15 protein-coding genes and 1 pseudogene are annotated in these 17,898 nt (G+C 67.0%); 8 read left to right on the top strand and 8 right to left on the bottom strand.

Going from position 1 to position 17,898, the window contains the following annotated elements:
- Nucleotides 1-44: 44 nt before the first annotated feature.
- From NFG58_RS03310 to NFG58_RS03280, 7 genes and pseudogenes are all read left to right on the top strand, one after another.
- A complete protein-coding gene (locus NFG58_RS03310; RefSeq protein WP_348827602.1) occupies nucleotides 45-1,505 on the top strand; it encodes an aldehyde dehydrogenase family protein in 1,461 nt (486 codons plus the stop codon).
- 120 nt (nucleotides 1,506-1,625) lie between these two features.
- Nucleotides 1,626-2,522 (top strand): NAD(P)-dependent oxidoreductase, encoded by an 897-nt coding sequence (locus NFG58_RS03305; protein ID WP_348827601.1) that lies wholly within the window; start codon nucleotides 1,626-1,628, stop codon nucleotides 2,520-2,522.
- A 176-nt stretch (nucleotides 2,523-2,698) separates the two neighbouring features.
- Entirely contained in the window at nucleotides 2,699-3,910 is a 1,212-nt protein-coding gene (locus NFG58_RS03300) for a mandelate racemase/muconate lactonizing enzyme family protein (RefSeq protein WP_222568221.1), read from the top strand.
- Nucleotides 3,911-4,225: 315 nt separating this feature from the next.
- Nucleotides 4,226-4,672, top strand: a pseudogene (locus tag NFG58_RS03295) ((2Fe-2S)-binding protein); the annotation flags it as partial.
- Between the two features lie 85 nt (nucleotides 4,673-4,757).
- Nucleotides 4,758-7,133 (top strand): molybdopterin cofactor-binding domain-containing protein, encoded by a 2,376-nt coding sequence (locus NFG58_RS03290; protein ID WP_222568222.1) that lies wholly within the window; start codon nucleotides 4,758-4,760, stop codon nucleotides 7,131-7,133.
- A 60-nt stretch (nucleotides 7,134-7,193) separates the two neighbouring features.
- Complete coding sequence (locus tag NFG58_RS03285) at nucleotides 7,194-8,198, top strand: XdhC family protein (protein WP_222568223.1); 1,005 nt, start codon at nucleotides 7,194-7,196, stop codon at nucleotides 8,196-8,198.
- Nucleotides 8,188-8,853 carry an NTP transferase domain-containing protein gene (locus tag NFG58_RS03280; RefSeq protein ID WP_222568224.1) on the top strand — a complete coding sequence of 222 codons (666 nt, stop codon included), beginning with the start codon at nucleotides 8,188-8,190 and terminating at the stop codon, nucleotides 8,851-8,853. The genes NFG58_RS03285 and NFG58_RS03280 overlap by 11 nt, the downstream gene beginning before the upstream one ends.
- Before the next feature lie 121 nt (nucleotides 8,854-8,974).
- Here NFG58_RS03280 and denD read toward each other — a convergent pair whose 3' ends face one another.
- The 5 genes from denD to ltnD form a co-directional block, all read right to left on the bottom strand.
- Nucleotides 8,975-9,946: a D-erythronate dehydrogenase gene (denD, locus tag NFG58_RS03275; protein ID WP_348827600.1), complete on the bottom strand. Its 972-nt coding sequence runs from the start codon at nucleotides 9,944-9,946 to the stop codon at nucleotides 8,975-8,977.
- Nucleotides 9,947-10,081: 135 nt separating this feature from the next.
- Nucleotides 10,082-10,879, bottom strand: a complete 798-nt coding sequence (otnI, locus tag NFG58_RS03270; protein ID WP_348827599.1) for a 2-oxo-tetronate isomerase — start codon at nucleotides 10,877-10,879, stop codon at nucleotides 10,082-10,084.
- Nucleotides 10,880-10,962: 83 nt separating this feature from the next.
- Nucleotides 10,963-11,610, bottom strand: coding sequence for a 3-oxo-tetronate 4-phosphate decarboxylase (gene otnC / locus NFG58_RS03265; protein WP_045990915.1), 648 nt, complete (start codon nucleotides 11,608-11,610; stop codon nucleotides 10,963-10,965).
- Nucleotides 11,607-12,899, bottom strand: coding sequence for a 3-oxo-tetronate kinase (otnK, locus tag NFG58_RS03260; protein ID WP_348827598.1), 1,293 nt, complete (start codon nucleotides 12,897-12,899; stop codon nucleotides 11,607-11,609). The genes otnC and otnK overlap by 4 nt, the downstream gene beginning before the upstream one ends.
- Nucleotides 12,900-12,956: 57 nt before the next feature.
- Entirely contained in the window at nucleotides 12,957-13,898 is a 942-nt protein-coding gene (gene ltnD / locus NFG58_RS03255) for an L-threonate dehydrogenase (RefSeq protein ID WP_124802843.1), read from the bottom strand.
- A gap of 502 nt (nucleotides 13,899-14,400) precedes the next feature.
- Between ltnD and NFG58_RS03250 the strand changes: the two genes are divergently transcribed.
- Nucleotides 14,401-15,432, top strand: coding sequence for a LacI family DNA-binding transcriptional regulator (locus NFG58_RS03250; RefSeq protein ID WP_348827597.1), 1,032 nt, complete (start codon nucleotides 14,401-14,403; stop codon nucleotides 15,430-15,432).
- A 106-nt stretch (nucleotides 15,433-15,538) separates the two neighbouring features.
- Here NFG58_RS03250 and NFG58_RS03245 read toward each other — a convergent pair whose 3' ends face one another.
- The 3 genes from NFG58_RS03245 to zapE form a co-directional block, all read right to left on the bottom strand.
- Entirely contained in the window at nucleotides 15,539-15,742 is a 204-nt protein-coding gene (locus tag NFG58_RS03245; protein WP_045990910.1) for a CsbD family protein, read from the bottom strand.
- Between the two features lie 186 nt (nucleotides 15,743-15,928).
- Nucleotides 15,929-16,423 carry a GNAT family N-acetyltransferase gene (locus tag NFG58_RS03240; RefSeq protein WP_231498438.1) on the bottom strand — a complete coding sequence of 165 codons (495 nt, stop codon included), beginning with the start codon at nucleotides 16,421-16,423 and terminating at the stop codon, nucleotides 15,929-15,931.
- A gap of 110 nt (nucleotides 16,424-16,533) precedes the next feature.
- Nucleotides 16,534-17,868, bottom strand: a complete 1,335-nt coding sequence (gene zapE / locus NFG58_RS03235) for a cell division protein ZapE (protein WP_348827596.1) — start codon at nucleotides 17,866-17,868, stop codon at nucleotides 16,534-16,536.
- Between the last annotated feature and the right edge of the window lie 30 nt (nucleotides 17,869-17,898).

Below are 17,898 nucleotides of genomic sequence, written 5' to 3'. Positions count from 1 at the left end.
CCGGGGCCCACCCCATCTTCCGCCCCTTCTCAGGAGTCGACAGAATGCACGCCCTCCCCCCCACTCCACCCACCGGCGCCCTGATCGGCGGTCACTGGGTCGATACCGCCGACACCCTCGAGGTGCTGCGCCCGGCCAGCGGCGAAGTCATCGCCCGTATCGCCGCGTCCAGCGCAGCCGACGTCGATGCTGCGGTGGCCGCCGCCCGGGCAGCCTTCACAGGCGAGCTTGGCCAGTGGTCGACGTTCTCGGCGCGGGCGCGCAGTGAATGGCTGTATGCCTTCAGTCAGGCCATCGACGCCGACAGGGAGACCCTGGCCGCCCTCGAGTGCGCCGACACCGGCAAGCCGATCAGCCAGGCCCGGGGCGACATCGCCGCCTGCGCGCGCTACTTCCGCTTCTACGCCGGCGCCGCCGACAAGCTCCACGGCGAGACCATCCCCTTCGATCCCGACTATGCGGTGATGACCCTGCGCGAGCCTTGGGGCGTGTGCGCCCAGATCATCCCCTGGAACTACCCGGCCCAGATCTTCGGACGCTGCGTGGCGGCGGCGCTGGCCGCTGGCAACACCTGCGTGCTCAAGCCCGCCGAGGACGCCTGTCTGAGCGTGCTGCGCCTGGCCCAGCTGGCCGTCGACTGCGGGCTGCCGGAAGGCGCGCTCAACCTGGTGCCTGGCCTCGGCCGTGAAGCCGGCGCCGCCCTGGCCGCCCACCCCGGCATCGATCATCTGTCGTTCACCGGCTCGCCGGAGACCGGCACCCTGGTGACTCAGGCGGCGGCGGTGCACCACGTGCCGGTGACCATGGAACTCGGCGGCAAGTCGCCCCAGCTGCTGTTCGCCGACGCCGACCGTGAACGCGCCCTGGACGCCGTGGTACGCGGGATCATCCAGAACGCCGGCCAGACCTGTTCCGCCGGCAGCCGTCTGTTGGTGGAGCAGAGCATCCACGATGAGGTGGTGGCGGCACTGAGCGAGCGTTTCGCGCGGTTGACCTGTGACGTCGGCGAGAACGACCCGGACTGCGGACCGCTGATCAATGAACGCCAGCGCGACAAGGTGATGACGCTGATCCAGGCGGCACAGGATGATGGCATCCACATCGCCGCCCATGGACGCCTGGCCGACGACGCCCCCCGGGACGGCCACTTCGTGGTCCCCCACCTGTTGACCCAGGTGCCGCAAGGCCACGGCGTCAGCCGCGAGGAGCTGTTCGGGCCGGTACTGGTGGTCCAGGCCTTCGCCGACGAGGCCGAGGCCGCACGCCTGGCCAACGCCACCGACTTCGGCCTGTGTGCGGGCGTATGGACCACCGACGGCGGCCGCCAACTGCGTCTGGCCAAGGCGATCCGTTCGGGCCAGGTGTTCGTCAACAACTACGGCGCCGCCGGTGGTATCGAGCTGCCCTTCGGCGGCGTCGGCCGCTCCGGCCACGGCCGCGAAAAGGGCTTTGAAGGGCTCAGGAGCTATACCCGCATCAAGACCATTGCGATTCATCACGGCTAGACGTCGCTGGAAACGTCTGGGCCTGGCACGAAAGGTGCCGGCCCTCCTCTAGGCCGTCACCCAGGACTATCAAGCACCAACCACCATCATCACCACTACCACCACCACAAGGAAAGGGACATGACCACCTCGCTTCACGTCGGCCTGATCGGCGTCGGCCTGATGGGCCACGGGATCGCCACCAGCCTGCTGCGCGCGGACCATCGCCTGAGCTTTCTCGATCACCCCGGCAATCAGCCCAGCGACGACCTGATCGACAAAGGGGCAAGCGCTCTGACCAGCGCCCGCGAGGTCGCCGAGACCGCCGATCTGGTGATCCTGTGCGTCACCGGCACTCCCCAGGTGGAAAGCGTGCTGTTCGACGAAGGCGGCGTGCTGGAGGGGCTCAAGCCAGGCCAGATCGTGGTTGACTGCTCCACCGCCATCCCCAGCTCCACCCAGGCCATCGACGCCAGGGTGCGCGAGGCCGGTGGCCGTTTCGTCGACGCCGCCATGACCCGCACCCCGAAGGAGGCCGCCGAGGGCCGCCTCAACCTGATCGTCGGTGCCGATCAGGCGCTGTTTGACGAGCTCAAGCCGCTGTTTGGCGCCTTCGCCGAGCACATCACCCACGGCGGCCCGGTGGGCGCCGGCCACACCCTGAAGCTATTGCACAATTTCGTCTCGCTGGGCTTCACCGCCGTACTGGCCGAGGCCAGCGCCGCCTCTCGACGCGCCGGCATCGACGACGCCGTGCTGCTCGAGGTGCTGGGCAACGGTGGCGGCGGCGGCGTGGTGCTCGAACGCCTGCGTCCCTTCCTGACCGACGCCGACCCTGCAGGCTTCAGCTTCAGCCTGTCCAACTCGCTCAAGGACGTGGGCTACTATCAAAGCATGTCCGAGGACCTCGGCGCCTCGCGCCAGCTCAGTCAGGCGATCACCCGGCTCTACCAGGACATCGTCGATGCCGGCCACGGTGAAAGACTGGTCCCGGAATTGGTCAGTCTGCTCGGCGAATCACAGTCAAAGCAGCCATGATGCTTGCGTCACACGTCATTTGACGGCGGCCACTCGCAAGCTGCCTGAGCGGATCAAGCGACGTCAGCAAGGGTGGCCATTGAAGATGCACAACAGCGATGAACGGTGGCGGTACGCGGCAATGACGAACGGGGCCGATCAACGGTAGCGAAACACTGAACCTTGCGGAGACCAGCATGAAGATCCAGCGTATCGAAACCCTGCGTCCTGCGGCTCGTCCGTCGCTGATCTGGGTGCGCGTCCACACTGAGGACGGCCTGGTGGGCCTGGGCGAGAGCTGGTTCGGCACCGACGCCATCGACGCCGATGTTCATGGCCGCCTCGCTCCCCTGCTGCTGGGCGAGGATGCCTCCCGCATCGAGGCGCTGCACCGCAAGATGCAACCCTACGTGGGCTTTGGCGGCACCAGTGCCGAGACCCGCGCGCTGTCCGCCATCGACGTGGCCCTGTGGGACCTGGCTGGTCAGCGTGCCGGCCTGCCTCTGCATGACCTGCTCGGTGGCGCCACCCGAGCGCGGGTGCCGCTCTACAACACCTGCGCCGGCCCCGACTATGTGTCCAAGTCCGCCGAGGTACGCCCGGACAACTTCGGCATCAAGGGTGGCTCGGGGGATGACGGGGCGTCTCCCCGCTACGAGGACCTGGACGCCTTTCTCGAGCGTCCGGCAGAGCTCGCCGCAGAGCTTCTCGAGATGGGCATATCCGCCATGAAGATCTGGCCCTTCGACTTCGCCGAAGGCGCCCGCCACGGCATGTCCATCTCGCCCGCCGATCTCAATCGTGCGCTGTGGCCGTTCGAGGAGATCCGTCGTGTCCACGGCGATCGCATGCGCCTGAAGGCGGAACTGCACGGACTCTGGAGTCTGCCGGCGGCGCGCACCATCTGTCAGGCGCTGGCCCCCATTGACCCGGACTGGATCGAGGACCCGCTGTGGATGGATCGCTTCGACCAGCTTGGCGAGCTGGCCGACACCTGCGTCCCCCTGGCCGGCGGCGAGACCCTCGGCGGCCTGGGGCAGATTCGCGACCTGCTGCATCGCGGACGTATCCACACCCCGATCATCGACGTGACCTGGGGCGGCGGCGTCAGCTTCGCCCGCAAGGCCGCCACCCTGGCCGAAGCCGAGGGTCGCCCGATCGCCTTCCATGATTGTTCCGGCCCGGTGACGCTGGCGGTATCCACCCACCTGGCCATGGCGCTTGCCAACGTCGCCGAGCAGGAGTTCACCCGGGCCTTCTACTACGGCTGGTACGCCGACTGCGTCGAGGGCCTGCCGCCGGTCGAGGACGGCATGATCCGCGTCAGCGGCGAACCCGGGCTGGGCGTTCGCCTGAACCCCGAAATGCTCAAGGGCGACGCACTCCATCGACGTCTCAGCGAGAGCTAGATTCACTGACGCCCTGAACTCCATGTCGAGAAGCAGCCCTCACCACGAGAGGCGCCAGACGCCCCCGGCGCCTTTGCGGTAACCGCCATCCACGCATTTCGCCCGTTCCCGCATTCAACGTTGCCCACTAGTCGACTGGTCTATAGTATCGCGACATCGCTTATTAAGAGGCAGATGGTGTGCCAGTTACGGCATCCCGACCGTCCTCGCGTCCCCTGTTGCCTCAAGAACGGGTAAAAGGGACGCATACAAAAAAATCAGAAGCACCAACGGACCCTGAAGCTACGCAATGAAACCAGCGAGGAACCAGCCCCCATGACCAGCTTCACCCTGAACGGCGAAGCGGTGAGCGTCGAGGTGGATCCCCAGACCCCACTGCTGTGGGTACTGCGCGATACCCTGGGCCTGACCGGCACCAAGTTCGGCTGCGGCATCGCCCAGTGCGGCGCCTGCACCATCCACTTCAACGGCTCGGCCACGCGTAGCTGCGTGCTGCCGCTGGCCGCCGCCGAAGGTGCCGAGATCACCACCATCGAAGGCCTCGACGCCGACGGCAACCACCCGCTGCAACAGGCCTGGCGAGAAGAGCAGGTGCCCCAGTGCGGTTACTGCCAATCCGGCCAGATCATGCAGGCGGCCGATCTGCTCAAGCGCAAGCCTTCCCCCAGCGATGACGAGATCACCCAGGGCATGAGCGGCAACCTGTGCCGCTGCATGGCCTACGTGCGCATCCATCGCGCGGTGAAACGCGCCTCCTCGCTTCAGCAGGGCGGCGTCGAGACCTTCGACCCCGCCTCCGCTACTGCTGCCCGCAGCGAAACCCGTACCAGCGCCGAGGAGCCCCGCCATGAGCCGGTTTGATGACACCCTGGCGGCCCATCGGGGCGCTTCCGCAGTCCGCAGCGATACGTCCCTAGCCGACCGAAACGCAGGCCCCGGCCTTAGCCGCCGCGGCTTTCTGATCGGCACCCTGGGCGCCAGCGCGGTTCTCGCCTTTGGCCTGCCCGGCATGGCCTTCGGCGCCGCCGACGCGGCCAGCGAGGCCCTGGCCAAGGGTCGCTTCGAGCCGACCCTGTGGTACGCCATCGACGCCCAGGGTCACGTCACCCTGCACTGCACCAAGGCCGAGATGGGCCAGCACGTGGGCACCAGCCTGGCCCGCCTGGTCGCCGAGGAACTCGAGGTCGACCCGGCGACGATCGCCATCGAATACGTCGACAGCGACCCCAAGTGGGGTTACATGATCACCGGGGGTAGCTGGTCGGTGAACCACAGCTTCCTGCCGCTCTCCCGTGCCGGCGCCGCCGGACGCCAGGCGCTGATCGAAGCAGGTGCGCGCCTGCTCGAGGTCGACGCCGCCGACTGCCAGGCCCGTGACGGTCAGGTCATCAGCGGCGACAAGCGCATCGGCTACGGCGAGATCGTTGCCAGCGGCACCCTGTCGCGCAGCTACAGCGCCGAAGAGCTTGAAGCCATCGAGCTCAAGCCGGCCTCCGAGCGCCGCGTGCTGGGCACCTCCGGCCGAGCCCAGGACATCCCAGCCAAGACCACCGGTGAGGCCGTCTTCGGCATCGACGCCAAGGTCGATGGGATGCTCTACGCCCGCCCGGTGCTGCCGCCTACCCGTTTCGGCTCCCGCGCCACCTCCATCGATGACAGCGCAGCCCAGTCCATCGCCGGCTATCGCCAGACCATCCGGCTGGAGGACCCCTCGGGCCTGTGCCAGGGCTGGCTGGCGGTGATCGCCGACAACTTTTCCGCCGCCATGCGTGCCACCGATGCGCTGAAGATTGAATGGGAAAACGGCTCCGGCATCTCGATCACCGAGGCCGACATTCTCGATGAAGGCCGCCGTCTGACCCAGTCACCGAGCCGTGACAACGGCGCCCTGTTCGTCGATATCGGCGAGGTGACGTCCACCCTCGAGCAGGCCGCGTCCGCCGAGGACGTGTCGCTGATCGATGCCACCTACACCACGTCCAGCGTGCTGCACTTCCAGCTCGAGCCGGTCAACGCCACCGTGGTCGAGCGCGACGGCCACTGGCACGTCCACTGCGGCAACCAGCAGCAGTCCGTGGCGGTGCCCCTGGTAGCCAAGGCGCTGGAAGTCGACGAGAGCCAGGTGACCTTCCACCAGTACTATCTGGGCGGCGGCTTCGGACGCCGTCTCTATGGCGACTATGCCGTGCCTGCGGCGCTGGCAGCCAAGGCCGTGGGTGCCCCGGTCAAGATGGTCTTTACCCGCCCCGATGACAGTCGCATGGATTGCGTGCGCTCACCCTCGGTGCAGCGGCTGCGCTCGGCCCTGGCAGCCGACGGCGCCATCCAGGCCAGCGAACACGCCGCCGCCGCCGGCTGGCCCACCGCCGATATCGCACCCGGCTTTCTCGGCGAATTCGTCGAAGGTGGCGGCAAGATCGATTCCTTTGCCATCAGTGGTGCCGACCACTGGTACGCACTGGGCGCCCAGCGGGTGTGGGCCCAGCAGAACCACAAGGCCCACGAGGCCTTCGTTCCCGGCTATCTGCGTGCGGTGGGGCCAGGCTGGACCACCTGGGCGGTGGAGAGCCATATCGACGAACTGGCACTGGCCGCCGACCAGGACCCTGCCGAGTTCCGCCGGAACCTGCTCAAGGCCGAAGGACGCAACGCCGGCGAGGCGCCCAACAGCGTCGGCGGCGCCGAGCGCCTCAAGACAGTGCTCGAACGCACCCTCGACAAGGCCGGCTGGAACGAGCGCGACGCCCTGCCCGAGGACACCGGTCTCGGTGTGGCGCTGAGCTTCGGCCAGGAACGCCATATGCCGACCTGGGTGGCCTGTGTCGCCCGCGTCAAGGTGGATCGTGCCAGCGGCGAGGTGACGGTCGAGAAGCTGACCTCGGTGGTGGATGCCGGCACCCTGGCCCATCCCGACGGTGCCATGGCCCAGTTGGAGGGCTCGCTGCTATGGGGCCTGTCGATGGCCCTGCACGAAGGCACCGAGTACGCCGAAGGCCAGCCTGCGGACCTCAACCTGAACAGCTATACGCCGCTGCGCATGCATCAGGTGCCGGAGCTGGACCTTGAATTCGTCGACAACGACCACACCCCGGTCGGCTTAGGCGAACCTGGCACCTGCGTTGTAGCGCCGGCCATCGCCAACGCCATCGCTCACGCCACCGGCGTGCGCCTGCGCGACCTGCCGATGCGGCCGGAGGCGCTCAAGGCCGCACTGGGGGCCTGACCCGCCACCCGAGCGCCACGCTGATCGCGTGGCGCTCGTCACACACAGGACACGCTGACCATGCAACATCTGGATCTTACGGTGGTGCGACGTGCCCTCGCCTGGCTGCGCGACGGGCGCACCCTGTGGCTGGCCACGGTGCTGTCCACCTATGGCTCCTCACCACGCGAACCCGGCGCCTGGCTGGCTGCTACCCGTGACGGTGATCACGTTGGCTCGCTGTCCGGCGGCTGCGTCGAGGAGGACTTTCTTGAGCGCCTTGGGCAGGGTGATTTCGATACGCCGGTCAGGCGGGTGCGCTACGGCGCCGGCGACGACGTCGACTACCCGGCGCCCAGCCTTCCCTGCGGCGGCGTGCTCGACGTCCTGGTCGAACGCTTCGCCCCCGGCCAGGCGGCACTGGCGCACTTCTCCGCCCTGGAGGCGGCGCTGGAAGGACGCAAGCCGCTGATTCGCCGCGTCGATCTGGACAGCGGCGCGCGTTCACTCGTTCAAGACGATGGCCTGGGTGATCGCGTCGTTCTGGTCGATGGGAATGGTGAGGCCAGTGCGCAACTGCGCGTCGGCCCAGCCGCCCGACTGCTGCTTGCCGGGGTCTCGCCGGTGGCCGTCGCCTGCGCCCAGTTCGCCGTGGGGCTCGGCTTCGAGGTGATCGTCTGCGACCCTCGGGAAGGCATGCTGGAGTCCTTTATCGATGAACTCGGGGGCGCCTCCGGCAACATCGAGAAGGTGGCGACCCTACCGTCCCGCTTTATCGCCGAAGGCGGCTGCCATGCTGCCACGGCGGTGGTGGCGCTGACCCACGACCCGCGCATCGATGATCTGGCGATGATCGAGGCGGTACGCTCCGAGGCGTTCTATATCGGAGTGATGGGATCGCTGCAGACGTCCCGGGCACGGGCAGAGCGGCTATCCCGCAGCGGTGGTCTGAGCGATGACGAGATCGCGCGTATCCATATGCCGATCGGCTTGAACCTGGGCAGCAAGACCCCGGCGGAGATCGCCCTGGCGGTGATGGCCGATATCGTTCGGGTACGCCGGGGCAAGGACCGCCATGCGCTCTAGCGGCCAGTCGGGCACTCCCGCTTCAACCCCCTCTTGTGAGGAAAGCCGCCATCCGTCCCACGTCACCCCACTGATTTGTGTAGTAGCGGCGGCGGGTCGTTCACGGCGCTTCGGCGCCGCGGACAAGCGCCATGCACGCCTCAAGGATGGTCGTCGGCTGCTGGCGGCAAGCCTTGCGGCGGCGGCCGAGCTGACCCCTCGGCGGCTGGTGGTGCTGGGGCCGGGCGAGAGCCTCGCCGACTGGGACCTTGCACCGTCTGCCAACCTCGAGCTGCTGTCGCTTGAACGTCCCAGCGACGCCCTCGGCGACAGCCTGTCGGCGGCCTTTCGCTGGCTGCTTCAGCAACGCCAGCAGCAACGTACTGAGCTCACCGCAGCGGCGGTATGGCTCGGCGACATGGCCTGGATCTCGGCACCGACTTGCCGCCGGCTTGCCGCCAGCGCCAGGGCCGACCGACTGGTCAGGCCGCGCTTTCACGGCCAACCCGGCCACCCGGTGATCGTTGGCTGCGACTTCTGGCCCGAGATGACGCAGCTTCACGGCCAGGACGGCGCCCGAGCGTTACTGCACCGCCACCGCCAGGCACTGCTCGAGATCGACGTCGATGATCCCGGCGTGGTGCGCGACCTGGATACCCCCGAAGACCCACGCTAAGCACCCACGCTAGGCACCCACGCCAAGGACTCTCGCCAAGGCCCCGCGCCAAGGACTCGCGCCAAGCACCCGCGCCAGCCCTTGGGCAACCGCCTTCAGCCTCGATTCCCCACCGCTAGCGCTAGCCCGTCGCCTGATCCTCGACAAAGGCCGCGACGATGGCATCGAAGTCGCTGTCACCGACAAAGCCAAGGGCCTCAGCCTTGTCGGTACGAAAGCGCCCAGGCCAGCTCTCGACGATGGCGCGGATACGCTCATCCGGCTCGAAACTCACCAGCTCCCGCGCCTGAGCGCCACCCTGACGCTCCAGCGCGTCGAGCATGGCCGCCACGTTCACGCTGATACCCGGCAGCATGAAGGCGCGGAAGTCACCCAGGGCATCGGCGGCGACTTCGGCGCCGTGGACCAGCGCCTGAACCACCTTGCCAGGCGACATCACGAACAGTTCGAGCTCGGTGGGCACCGGGCACACCGCGGCCTCGCCGTTCAGGGGCTCACGCAGGATGCTGGAGGCAAAGCTCGAGGCCGCGGCGTTGGGCCGGCCTGGCCGAATGACGATGGTCGGCAGGCGCAGCACCAGACCGTCGATCAGGCCCCGTCGACTGTAGTCGTTGATCAACAACTCGCACATGGCCTTCTGGCTGCCGTAGGAGCTCTGGGGCCGCAGCGCGGTCATGTCGTCGAGCACCTCGGGCAACTCGCCGCCGTACACCGCCACCGAGCTGGCCATGATCACCCGGGTCGTGGCCAGGCCGCGCTGGCGGCAGCCGTCGAGCAGCGCCCGGGTGGCGTCGAAGTTGACCGCAAGCCCCAGCTCCAGATCGGCCTCGGCGGCAGAACTGACCACCGCCGCCAGGTGGTAGATCACGTCCGGGGCGCCATCCAGCAGGGCGTCCCAGGCTCCCTCTTCGGTAAGATCCCGAGCGGTGGACGTCACCGCCACCTGGCCTGAGTCCTGCGGGTGAGGCGGCGTGCTCTGGTCGACCAGGGTCAGGCGTGAAAGCGGCTGGCCGTTGACCTCGCCCTTGGCCAGCAGCGCCTGAACCAGACGTTGGCCAAGGAAGCCGGCTGCACCAGTAATCAAGATATGCATGGGTGTTCTCCTCCTTTGGGGACGATGGCCCACGCCGGGCGCTGCCCCAGCGATACACCAGAGGCACCAGTAATCAAGATATGCATGGAAGCCCTCCTCCGTTGGTGACGATGGCCCGCTTTATCCAGTGACGAGTTAGCTGGCAACAACGCCATGGGCGCGCGCCCAGCCCAGGCCATCGACGGTGTCACCTGCGGGACGATATTCACAGCCGACCCAGCCGTCATAGCCAAGGGCGTCGAGACGCTCGAGCACCGGGCCAAAGTTCACCTCGCCCTGGTCCGGTTCATGGCGCTCCGGGACCCCGGCGAGCTGCACGTGTCCCACCACGTCGAACTGGGCTTCCAGGGTACGGATCAGGTCGCCCTGGACGATCTGGCAGTGGTACAGGTCGAACTGCAGCCGGAGGTGGGGCGAGCCGACGCGCTGGATTACTTCCCTGGCAAGCTCCTGGCGCTGCAACAGGAAGCCCGGCATGTCGCGGCCGTTGATCGGCTCGATCAACAGGGTGCGCCCGGCCCGGCCACAGGCCTCGGCGGCATGGGAAAGGTTGTCGACGTAGGTGGCCAGATGGGCCTCTCGGGTGGCCTCGCTGGCGCCTTGCGGCAGCAGCCCCGCCATGGCATGCAGGCGCGGACAGTCGAGCGCCGCGGCGTAGTCGAGCGCACGCTCGAGCCCCTCGCGGAACTCCCCCTCGCGCCCCGGCAGGCTGGCAAGGCCTCGCTCGCCAGCCTCCCAGTCACCGGGGGGCAGGTTGAACAGCACCTGCGTCAGCCCATGTTGGTCGAGCCGCTCACGCAGTTCGTGCGCCTCGAAGTCGTAGGGGAAGAGGTACTCGACGCCGGTAAAGCCCGCCTTGGCGGCGGCACCAAAGCGGTCGAGAAAGGCGTGTTCGGTGAACATCATGCTGAGGTTGGCGGCCAGGCGGGGCATCTCGCTCTCCTGATTGTCATTGTCGTGCGGGCCTCGCGTCGGGGGCCCAGTATCGAGGCCTTGCCGACGCCAATAGCCCAAGATCAGTCGCGGGGGAAGCGTGCTTCGAGTTCCTCTACCTGTTCTGGGGTCAACCCACGAGGATTCTGGCCGCGCAGCAGCAGGAACAGCTTGGCGGTCTCCTCGAGCTCTTCGGTGGCGTAGACCGCTGCCTCCAGCGACTTGCCCGCCACCACCGGGCCGTGGTTGGCCAGCAGCACCGCGCTGTGCTTGCCGGCGAGCCCACGTACCGCGTCGCCAAGGCTGGGGTCCCCCGGCACGTGGTAGGGCACCAGCGGCAGGCGGCCGACGCGCATCACGTAGTAGGCGGTCAGCGGCGGGATGCAGTCGTGGTGGTCCACATCCGGCAGGCAGGATACCGCCACCGAGTGGGTCGAGTGCAGATGGACGATAGCCTCGGACTGGGGCCGCTCGGCGTACATCGCCATATGCAGGAAACTTTCCTTGGTCGGCTTGTCGCCATCGAGCCATTCCCCCGTCGCCGACAACGTCGAGATGCTGGCCGGATCGAGTCGTCCCAGGCAGGCGTTGGTCGGGGTCATCAACCAGCCGCCATCGTCCAGACGCACACTGATATTTCCGCTGGAGCCCATGGTCAGGCCGCGGTCGAACAATGACTTGCCATAGGTGGCGATCTGCTCGCGCAGACGATTGACGTCACGTGCACTCATTGGCTCATCTCCTTGAGCACCTGAAAGCCGCGGCTGAAGATATCGACGCCGCCGAAGTTGCCGGACTTGAGCGCCAGCGACAGGGTCGACCCGCCGACGCGGGCCTGGGTCCAGGGCACCCCGGCATCGATCTGCCCGCCGATATGCAACTGGTCCAGCGACAGCGCCGAGACCACTGCACCGGAGGTCTCGCCGCCGGCCACCAGCAACCTGCCGACACCTTCGTCCACCAGGGTGGCGGCCAGGGTCGCCAGGGCCCGCTCGACCAGCTCGCCCGCCTTGGCCACGCCCAGGCGCTGCTGGGCGGCCTTGACCCGCTCGGGTGCAGCCGAGGCGTAGACCAGCACCGGTTCATCCGGCGAGTCCCGATAGTGGCGACGCACGAAGTCCAGCGCTTCGGCGATGGGCGCGTCACCCTCGGCCAGCGCCAGCGGGTCCAGGGCGATCCCCGGATGGCGCTCGAGGAAGTGCTCGACCTGGGCCAGGGTCGCCCGCGAGCAGCTACCGGAAAGCACCAGGGCCTGCCCCTGGGCCGAGGCCAGCCGAGCCGCGTCGTCGACCGCCTCAAGCCAGCCCTTGCGCCGATACTCGGCGGGCAGCGCCTGGCCAAGGCCCGAGCCGCCGGTGACCAGGGGCAGCTCGACGCAGGCCGCAGCCAGCACCTCAAGGTCGGCGTCATCCAGGGTGTCACAGATGACGTGGCGGACCTTGTCACCTCCCAGGCGTTCGAGGTGGCTGGCACAGGCCTCGGCGCCCTGGCGGATCACCGAGTGGGACAGAAGCCCCACCGCATGCGACGTCTGCGCGCCCAGCACCCGCACCAGATCGGCGTCGGTCATCGGATTGAGCGGGTGATCCTGCATGCCGCTGTCGTTGAGCAGACGATCGCCGACGAACAGGTGGCCCTGATAGACCGTGCGTCCGGTGGTCGGAAAGGCCGGCACCATCACCGTCTGATCGCCGCCCAGACGCTCGAGCAGGGCATCGGCTACCGGGCCGATATTGCCATCGGCGGTGGAATCAAACGTCGAGCAGTACTTGAAGAAGACCTGCCGTGCGCCCTGTTCGGTCAGCCAGTCCAGCGCCGCCAGGCTGTCGGCGAGCGCCTCCTCCACCGGGCAGGTACGCGACTTGAGCGCGACGACCACGGCGTCGACACCTTCCGGAAGCGGCTTGCCGGTGGGCACACCGAGCATCTGCACGGTGCGCATGCCGGAGCGCACCAGATTGTTGGCCAGGTCGGTGGCGCCGGTGAAATCATCGGCGATGGCGCCGAGTACCAGAGTCATGGTCAGTCCTCGTCAAATACGGTGAAAAAAGGGGAGGAACACGGCTGCGTCGCGGCCTTATCCTGCGTCGTCGTCATTGGCCGCGGGCAGTGCGATCCCTGCGGTGGCGGCGTAGACCTTGACCACCGCGGCGTCGTCTTCGCGTCCCAGCCCCATGCCGCTGGCGGCGGTAAACTGCTGCAGGGCGCTGGCCGCCACTGGCATCGACAGGCGCAGTTCGCGGCCGGTGTCGTGGACGATGTTGAGGTCCTTGACGAAGATGTCCACGGCCGACAGCGGGTGATAGTCGCCGTCCAGAATGTGCGGCACCCGGTTCTCGAACATCCACGAATTGCCCGCCGACTGGGTAATCACCCGGTACAGCGCGCGACCGTCGATGCCCATCTTCAGACCCAGCGCCATGGCCTCGGCGGCGGCGGCGATATGCACCCCGGCCAGGTGCTGATTGACCAGCTTGACGCTGGAGCCAGGCCCCGGTACGTCGCCCAGCCGGTGGACCGTGGCCGCCATGGCACCAAGCGGTGCCTCGGCCAGGGCGAAGGCCTCGGCACTCCCGGAGGCCATCACCGACAGCTCTCCGCTGGCCGCCTTGGCCGCCCCGCCGCTGATCGGGGCGTCGAGCATCATCAGCCCAGCCTCTGCCAGTCGGCGTCCCAGGGATTCGGCGAAACTCGGCGCCACGGTGGCGCACTGGATCACCAGGCTGCCCGACGCAAGCGTCGCTGCCAGGCCATCTTCTCCAAACAGCACCGCCTCGACCTGATCGGCGTTGACGACCACCAGCAGCACCACGTCACAGCGCGGCGCCAGCTCGCGGGCCGACGCCACCGCCTCGCCACCGGCTTCCTCGAAGGCCTGACGGGAGGCGCTGGAAACGTCGCAACCGATCACCTCAAGGCCGCCACGCAGAAGGCTTCGGGCGATGCCCATGCCCATGGCGCCAAGTCCCACCACGCCACAGACAGGGGATCCGGCGGATGTCGTGGATGATTCGCTCATGCTGCTCTCCGGTAACGAGGCCGTCAGGGCCGACAAACAAGAGTATGGCCTGCTTCGACTTCATCTACGGAAGGAGCAGGGAGGCGGTATCTGTCCCCGGCACACCGAAGGCCAGCGACCAATACCGATAACAGGACGATAGGGAATCCGGTCGGCGATGATGGGTGAAGATCAGCGCTGCTGCCCTGTAAAATGTTAGCGCTAACATTTTTAGTCCAGAGTCCCTTGTTGCACAAGCACGAAAGCGATAGGCATCGACCAATGTCTAACTACCGCCGTGATCCCGGTGTCGGGACCATGGGTGCCCCGAGGCGTGCAGCGCTTGATCCAAGCTGCCCTGCATGAAGCGCTCGGCATCAGCCGCTCGAGGCCGAGGCGCTGGGCCATGTCCCCACTGACCTGCGACGCAGGGACAGCCTCGGAACGAGCGAGCCAGCGCGCCCCATTCGGCATACCATGGAAGGCAGGCGTCCCTCTGATGCCATCGATCAAGGAGAGTCCGATGAACGAGACCCAGGGCGGTGATCGCCGCCGCCGCAAGGGCCTGGACAACCCGACGCTTGACGACGTCGCCCGTGAGGCTGGAGTTTCCTCGATCACCGTGTCCCGGGCGATTCACCGCCCGGACAGCGTACGCGAGACCACCCGCAACAAGGTGGAAGCGGCGATCGCCAAGGTTGGCTACGTGCCTAACATGGTGGCTGGTAGCCTGGCCTCGGCCAGTTCGCGCTTCATCCCGGTGATCGTGCCGTCGCTGTCCAATGTGGTGTTCGTCGAGGTCATCCAGGGGCTGCAGGCACAGTTCGACCAGCACGGCTACCAGATGCTGCTGGGCAACACCGACTACAGCATGCAGCGCGAAGAAGAGCTGATCCGCACCTTTCTCGGCTGGTCCCCCACCGCCCTGGTGACCACCGGCCTGCGCCACCAGCCGGGGCTAAGCGCGCTGCTGGAACGTTTTCCTCGACCGCTGGTGGAAATCATGGAACTGGGCCCGGCGCTGGACATGAACGTCGGCATGGACCACGAAAAGGCAGGCGCCGCCATGGCCGATCATCTGATCGCCCGGGGCTACCGTCATATCGTCTTCGCCGGCACCCGGCTCGAGTCCAACTATCGCGCCGCCCAGCGCTACGCCGGCCACCGCACCAGGCTCGAGAAGGCCGGACTTGCGGCCCCGCTGATGGAGTGGCACCAGGACAGCCACTTCGACCTCGGCGCCACGGCGCTGGACGAGGTCCGTCGCCACCACCCGGGCGTCGAGGCGATCCACTTCGTCGACGATGTGATGGCCAGCGGCGCCCTGCTGGGCGCACAGCGCCAGGGCCTGCGAGTGCCCGACGACATCGCCATCGCCGGGTTTACCGGGCTGCCCTTCGGCCGCTCGCTGATGCCGCGTCTGACCACCATCTCCTCCCCCCGCGAGGCCATCGGCCGGCTCGCCGCCTCGCAGATCATCGAACGTCTGGAGGGCCGTGACCCCGAACGCCAGATCGACGTCGGCTTCGCCCTGCTGGAAGGTGAGAGCACCTGAGGACACCAGACCTGGCCCACAACGAACAACGGGGAGTCACGATGACTCCCCGCTGGTACAAGACGCTGCCTACCCGCACGGGCGACAGAGCCCGAGGCACTCGCCGTTACTGATCGAGCCGACCCTTGAGCTTGTCGAACTCCTTCTCCACCTCTTCTCTGGCCAGGCCAAACTTCTGCTGGATGATGCCGATCAGCTTTTCCTTATTGCCTTCGGCCTGCTGAATCTCGTCGTCGGTGAGTTCTCCCCACTTTTCCTTGGCGGCACCGCTCAGTTCCTTCCACTTGCCTTCGATGGTGTGCTTGTCCATGGCATGATCTCCGGGTCAGTCGATCTCATAAAGGTAGATGGCATACTCCTGACGAAGGCTAGCCTGCGGCAAACCCAGCGGCTAGCCCACCCTACCGCACACCTTCGTTTTTATATAAAATTCAATCAGATAACTTCCGAAAAAGACTGTTTGAGCACAGTCCATCCTCCGACCAACCTTTTCACTTCACCCATCAATCAGCCGCCGCCGCATGATGGTGACCCGCTCACCCAGATAGTCGAGCTCTTCGAGCTCCTCCCACCCCAGCCGGCGATACAGTGACTGCTGATCCGGCGTGTAGAGGTGAAGCCATTCGATGCCGTGGTCGCGAGCCTCCTGCTCGACCCGCCTTACCAGCGCGGAGGCGAGTCCCTGACCGCGTTGTTCGGGCGGCACGTAGACCGAGGCGAGCCACGGTGACAGTTCCCGGCGAATACTCATGTCATCCGGCGACAGGCTCGCCGTGCCCAGGGCCTGTCCCTCCTTCATCGCCACGAACACCGAGGGCACCCCGGCCGGACCGCACATCTGAGCCACCGCCTGGCGCCAGCCGTCGATGTCGGCCTCCGGATGCAGGTGCCCCCAGGCGTCAAAGGTCCAGTCGGCGACCTGGTCAAGCTGTTGCGAAGCGGCGCTCAAGCGCTCGATGGTGATCCCGTTCATCTGTCGATTTTCGTCCATTGCTGTCCACTTCCGTCTATTGCCGTTCACTTGTGAGCGTTATTGTCCCTGCCGACACTTTTCGACGGCGCCTGCCGATCGCGGCCTCGCCCAGGCTGACGCCGCAAGGATCAAGGCAACCGGCGCTGCCCGAAGCGCGCCAGCTGCATTTCGCCAAGCCGGCTCAGGGTGCGCCGGAAGGCAAACGCCAGATAGCCATCGGGATAAAGCTCCTCCATCGCCACCGACGCCTCGATCACCAGCGGTACCCGACGGTCGTAGCATTCGTCGACCAGGGCAATAAAGCGACGCACGCTGTCGTCCCTGGCCCCCAGCGGCGGCAGTACGCGATCACCGGCGGCCACCCGCTCACTGGCGTCTTCTGTGCCACGAGCGATGGGACGCGGGGCGCCCGGTTGCCGATCCGGCGCGGCTCTGCCGTCGCTGTCATCCTCATCAGGCCTGGAAGCCAGGCACGGCACCTCCCCCAGCAACAGCGTATCGAAGCGATCACATAGCGCGATAAAGTCGAGCGCCGCCAGCGGCGCCTCGCAAAGGGCAGCGAAGTCGCACCACAGTACCTGGCCTTCGAGGCCTCTGGCCTCCAGCTTGCGGCCGCCAAGCGCCAATGTTCGGGGCGTCGCCGCCCTGCCGCTCAGCCGAACAAACTGCTCGGACAGGATGCCGGGGTCGCCGGCCCTACGCACAAAATAGCGCTGGTGAACGTCGCCGGGATGGCGGCGATAATCCTGACCGCCATCCAGTTCGAGCACCTGAAGATGGGCCTGCATCGCGGCGATGGCCGGCAGGAAACGCTCGCGATTGAAGCCATCGCGATAGAGCTCGGCCGGCGGCTGGTTCGAGGTGGCCACCAGCGTCAGGCGTCTGGCGAACAGCTGCTGCATCAGCCCGCCCAGCAGCATGGCGTCGGCGATGTCCTCGACGAAGACTTCATCCAGACACAGCACCCCGACCTCGGCGGAAAGCTCCTCGGCGAGCCTTGCCAGCGGGTCGGGCTGTCCCCGCCAGTAAAACTGACGCTGGTGCACCCAGCGCATGAAGTGATGAAAGTGCCAACGACGCACCGTCACGGGACTGCATTCGACGAACAGATCCATCAGCCAGGTCTTGCCACGACCCACCGGCCCCCAGAGGTACAGGCCCCGGCTCGTCACGCCGCCAGCGAGCTCCTGCTGCAAGGCGTCCAGCGCCTCGACCGCCCGGGCCTGGGCGGCATCGGCAACCAGATGTCCCTCCTCCAGCAGCGCCTGATAGCCCAGCGACAACGGCTGACATCGAGACTGGTTCAACGGCCCATGGAGCGGCCGATCCAGCCGTTGGCTGCCAAGCGATGGCGCCTCTCGGTCCGGCCCAGGATGCGGTTGCAGGCCTTCACCGCTTGCTTCATCGATCCCGCCGCCGATCCTGTCACCGGTCCCTTTGCCCTCTTTGTAGCCGTCACTCATCGATAGATCCCTGGCTGGTGGTATCGACCC

It is taken from the genome of Halomonas sp. RT37 (assembly GCF_040070525.1).
In the GTDB taxonomy this organism is placed as follows: domain Bacteria; phylum Pseudomonadota; class Gammaproteobacteria; order Pseudomonadales; family Halomonadaceae; genus Halomonas; species Halomonas litopenaei.
This window is presented reverse-complemented; position numbering and strand designations above follow the sequence as displayed.

Bases quoted from the DNA above. Each gene is read 5' to 3' on its own strand.
- NFG58_RS03310 (WP_348827602.1), top strand. From the start codon at position 45: ATGCACGCCCTCCCCCCCACTCCACCCACCGGCGCCCTGATCGGCGGT.
- NFG58_RS03305 (WP_348827601.1), top strand. From the start codon at position 1,626: ATGACCACCTCGCTTCACGTCGGCCTGATCGGCGTCGGCCTGATGGGC.
- NFG58_RS03300 (WP_222568221.1), top strand. From the start codon at position 2,699: ATGAAGATCCAGCGTATCGAAACCCTGCGTCCTGCGGCTCGTCCGTCG.
- NFG58_RS03290 (WP_222568222.1), top strand. From the start codon at position 4,758: ATGAGCCGGTTTGATGACACCCTGGCGGCCCATCGGGGCGCTTCCGCA.
- NFG58_RS03285 (WP_222568223.1), top strand. From the start codon at position 7,194: ATGCAACATCTGGATCTTACGGTGGTGCGACGTGCCCTCGCCTGGCTG.
- NFG58_RS03280 (WP_222568224.1), top strand. From the start codon at position 8,188: ATGCGCTCTAGCGGCCAGTCGGGCACTCCCGCTTCAACCCCCTCTTGT.
- denD (WP_348827600.1), bottom strand. From the start codon at position 9,946: ATGCATATCTTGATTACTGGTGCAGCCGGCTTCCTTGGCCAACGTCTG.
- otnI (WP_348827599.1), bottom strand. From the start codon at position 10,879: ATGCCCCGCCTGGCCGCCAACCTCAGCATGATGTTCACCGAACACGCC.
- otnC (WP_045990915.1), bottom strand. From the start codon at position 11,610: ATGAGTGCACGTGACGTCAATCGTCTGCGCGAGCAGATCGCCACCTAT.
- otnK (WP_348827598.1), bottom strand. From the start codon at position 12,899: ATGACTCTGGTACTCGGCGCCATCGCCGATGATTTCACCGGCGCCACC.
- ltnD (WP_124802843.1), bottom strand. From the start codon at position 13,898: ATGAGCGAATCATCCACGACATCCGCCGGATCCCCTGTCTGTGGCGTG.
- NFG58_RS03250 (WP_348827597.1), top strand. From the start codon at position 14,401: ATGAACGAGACCCAGGGCGGTGATCGCCGCCGCCGCAAGGGCCTGGAC.
- NFG58_RS03245 (WP_045990910.1), bottom strand. From the start codon at position 15,742: ATGGACAAGCACACCATCGAAGGCAAGTGGAAGGAACTGAGCGGTGCC.
- NFG58_RS03240 (WP_231498438.1), bottom strand. From the start codon at position 16,423: ATGGACGAAAATCGACAGATGAACGGGATCACCATCGAGCGCTTGAGC.
- zapE (WP_348827596.1), bottom strand. From the start codon at position 17,868: ATGAGTGACGGCTACAAAGAGGGCAAAGGGACCGGTGACAGGATCGGC.